General features: G+C 71.2%; 2 protein-coding genes. One reads left to right on the forward strand and one right to left on the reverse strand.

What is annotated here, in order from left to right:
• Window positions 1-1,001 (reverse strand): CdaR family transcriptional regulator (locus B9S61_RS07975; protein ID WP_103541608.1); only part of this gene is annotated, 1,001 nt, incomplete at its 3' end.
• A 550-nt stretch (window positions 1,002-1,551) separates the two neighbouring features.
• Here B9S61_RS07975 and B9S61_RS07985 point away from each other — a divergent pair.
• On the forward strand, window positions 1,552-3,597 hold the full coding sequence (locus tag B9S61_RS07985) for a hypothetical protein (protein ID WP_103541610.1): 2,046 nt from the start codon (window positions 1,552-1,554) through the stop codon (window positions 3,595-3,597).
• The last annotated feature ends 144 nt before the right edge of the window (window positions 3,598-3,741 follow it).

Raw genomic sequence — 3,741 nt, forward strand, 5'->3', positions numbered from 1 at the left:
ATGTAACGGTGCGCCGGGTCGGAGGGGTTGGCGTCGGTGAGCCGGTGGATGCGCTCCAGCCGGTAGGTCAGCGCCCGCACGCTCAGCGAGAGCCGCCGGGCCGCCTCCGCGGCGACACAGCCGGAGTCGAAGTAGGCGGTCAGGGTGTCGAGCAGGGGCTCGGCACCGCCCCGGGCCGTGGTCAGCGGCCCGAGGGTGTTGTGGACCAGGTCGGCCATGGCCTGGCGGTCGCGGGCCAGCACCGGGTAGACAAGCAGATCGGACGCGCGCAGCACCGGATCGTCCAGCCCCAGCCGCTCGGCGATCTCCAGGGAGCTCAGGGCTTCCTCGTACGACTGGACGACCCCGCCCGGCCCGGACTGCGGACGGCCGATGGCCACCTGGCCGCCGTCCGTGGCGGCGTGCGCCTGCTTGGCGAAGTAAGTGAGCACCTCCCTCTGATGCCCGGGCGCGATGCACAGCAGCCGCCCGTCCTTGGTGGTGAGCAGGATGCTGCGGTCACCGAAGCGGGATATCAGCGCGTGCTCCACCTGCCGCGGCACCGGGTCGCCCTCGTCGTAGGCGACCGAGCCCCGGGCGACGGCCACCGCGTGTTCATGGGACAGCCGCAGTCCGAAGCGCTCGGCGCGCTCGGCGAGCCGGCCCAGATCGCTGCGCCCGTAGAGCAGGTCGTCGATGAACTCCCGTCGCGCCGCCTCCTCCTGACGTACTGCCAGCCGCTGGGCCCGCTCGTACCCTTCGGCGAACGCGTCCACCACCTGCTGTACGGCCGAGAGGGCGCCCTCCACCGAGTCCGCGTCGCGCGGCCACGCCTGAAGCGCGGCGGACAGATGCGAGCTGACGAGGAACCGCAGACCGAATCCCGCCTCCGCCGCGCGTTCCCCCAGAGCCCGCCGTGAGGCGATCTCGTCCCGGGTGAGGCGCCTGCCCGTCGCCGCCACCTCGGACAGGATGCGGGCGTAGCCGTCGAGATACGGCTCGGGAATCTCCCGTTGTGTCACGCGCTCCCCCAACTCTTGACGCGTCCCTGATGCGTTCGTGTTGACGCACCGGCATGCAGACCTTAGTGAACCTTGCCGGAATCCGGCAATGCGCGCCCCGGATCCGGCGGGGCATCATGGTCCGCGGGGAGCACCGCGGAAGGTTCCGGTGCCGGGCACCGGCAGGTGTCCCGCACCGGGGCCGGAGGGGATCCGTGCTGTCCCGACGACGTCGAGTGGTGAAGGGGGAGAGGGTTCGGATGCGTATCCACGTGAAGCCCGCCGCGGGTCCGCCCGCCCCCCGCCCCCGTCCCGTACGGGCGCCGCACGGCCTCTCCCCGGACGAACCGGACGAACCCGGGCCGTCCCGGTCCCCGCGCGGACGCGGTGCGGACCGGGACGGTGCGGCGCGCGCGGTGCGCCGGGCAGCGGACGGCATCCGTCCGCGCCCGCCGCGGAACCGCGACGCCCGCTGAGTCGTCTCCCTCACCACCGGACATTCACCCGCCTCGGCGACGAGGCGCCATTTCGCCTGACTTCTGCCCATTTTCAGCCCAGAAGGACGTGTCCCATGGATGCCGCCACCGTGGGCATCGCCGTACTCGTCGGCGTCGCCCTGTTGTCCGTGCTCATCGGTCTGCTGCTCGTCACCAAGCTGTTCCGCAAGGTGGAACAGGGCAAGGCGCTGATCGTCTCCAAGCTTCGCAAGGTCGACGTGACGTTCACCGGATCGGTCGTGCTGCCGGTGCTGCACAAGGCCGAGGTGATGGACATCTCGGTGAAGACCATCGAGATCACCCGGGCCGGCAAGGAAGGCCTGATCTGCCGCGACAACATCCGCGCGGACATCCGCATCACGTTCTTCGTCAAGGTCAACAAGACGACCGAGGACGTCATCAAGGTCGCCCAGGCGGTCGGCACCGCGCGGGCCAGCGACCGGAACACGCTCCAGGAGCTGTTCCACGCCAAGTTCTCCGAGGCGCTGAAGACCGTCGGCAAGCAGATGGACTTCACCGACCTCTACACCAAGCGCGAGGAACTGCGGTACCGGATCATCGAGGTCATCGGCGTCGACCTCAGCGGCTACCACCTCGAGGACGCGGCGATCGACTACCTGGAGCAGACGCCGCTGACCCAGCTCGACCCCGGCAACGTCCTCGACGCGCAGGGCATCCGCAAGATCACCGAGCTGACGGCCATCGAGCACGTCCGCACCAACGAGGCGCAGCGCAACGAACAGAAGGAGATCACCCGGCAGGACGTCGACGCGCGCGAGGCGATCCTGGAGCTGGAGCGTCGGCAGACCGACGCCGAGATCAAGCAGAGGCGGGAGATCGAGACCGTACGGGCCCGCGAGGAGGCCGAGACGGCTCGGGTGGTGGAGGAGGAGCGGCTGCGCGCGCAGAGCGCCTTCCTGCGCACCGAGGAACAGCTCGGCGTGCAGCGCGAGAACCAGGCCCGTGAGGTCGCCGTCGCCGCCAAGAACCGCGAGCGGGTCATCGCCGTCGAGAGCGAGCGCATCGAGAAGGACCGTCTGCTGGAGGTCATCGCCCGCGAGCGGGAGACCGAACTGACCCGGATCTCCGCCGAGAAGGAGGTCGAGGCGGAGAAGCGGGAGATCGCCGAGGTGATCCGCGAGCGGGTCGCGGTGGACCGTACGGTCGCCGAGCAGGAGGAGTCGATCCTGAGGCTGCGCGCGGTCGAGGAGGCGGAGCGGCAGCGGCAGGCCGTGATCATCGCCGCGGAGGCCGAGGCGCAGGAGAAGCTGGTCAAGGACATCAAGGCGGCCGAGGCCGCCGAGCAGGCCGCAACCCACCGTGCCGCCGAGGAACTCACCCTCGCCGAGGCCCGGTTGAAGACCGCCGACCTGGACGCGCGGGCCAAGCTGCGGACCGCCGAGGGCGTCCAGGCGGAGGCCGCGGCCGAGGGTCTGGCCGCCGTGCAGGTCCGCGACAAGGAGGCCGAGGTCATCGAGAAGGCGGGCCGCGCCGAAGCCCAGGCCGCCGAGGCCCGGATGCGCGCGGACGCCGAGGGCGCGCGGGCCAAGGCTCTCGCCGACGCGGAGGGCATCAGCGGCAGGCTCCGCGCGGAGGCGGCCGGCCTCACCGAGAAGGCGGCGGCGATGGCCGCCCTCGACGAGGCGTCCCGCGGCCACGAGGAGTACCGGCTGCGGCTGGAGGCCGAGAAGGACATCCGGCTCGCCGGACTGGACGTGCAGCGGCAGGTCGCCGAGGCGCAGGCCACCGTCCTCGCCACCGGTCTGGAGAACGCCGACATCAACATCGTCGGCGGGGAGTCGATGTTCTTCGACCGGCTGATGTCCTCCATCACGCTCGGCAAGAGCGTGGACGGCTTCGTCCAGAACTCCGAGACCGCGCAGGCACTCGCCGGTCCCTGGCTCGACGGCTCGGCGAGCTTCACCGACGACCTGAGCCGCATCCTGGGCTCCGTCTCGACCTCCGACGTGCAGAACCTCACCGTCTCGGCCCTGCTGATGCGGCTGATGCGGCAGGGCGGCGAGAACACCGGCCGGTTCGAGGAACTGATCGCGAAGGCCGGCGAGCTGGGCCTCTCGGACACACCGCTGGCCGCGCTGAACGGCCACGCCAGGGCCTGACCACCCATCGGGCCGGGAGCCGCCGCACAGGGGACGGCGGCTCCCGGCCGCTCCTTCCCGAGAGGCAGTCATGACCAGCCGCACCCACGAGCCCGCGAGCCGTCAGGAGACACCCGCAGCCGACGGCCGCACGACCGGCTCCAC

It is taken from the genome of Streptomyces sp. SM1 (genome assembly GCF_002910825.1).
Classification (GTDB): Bacteria; Actinomycetota; Actinomycetes; order Streptomycetales; family Streptomycetaceae; genus Streptomyces; species Streptomyces okerensis.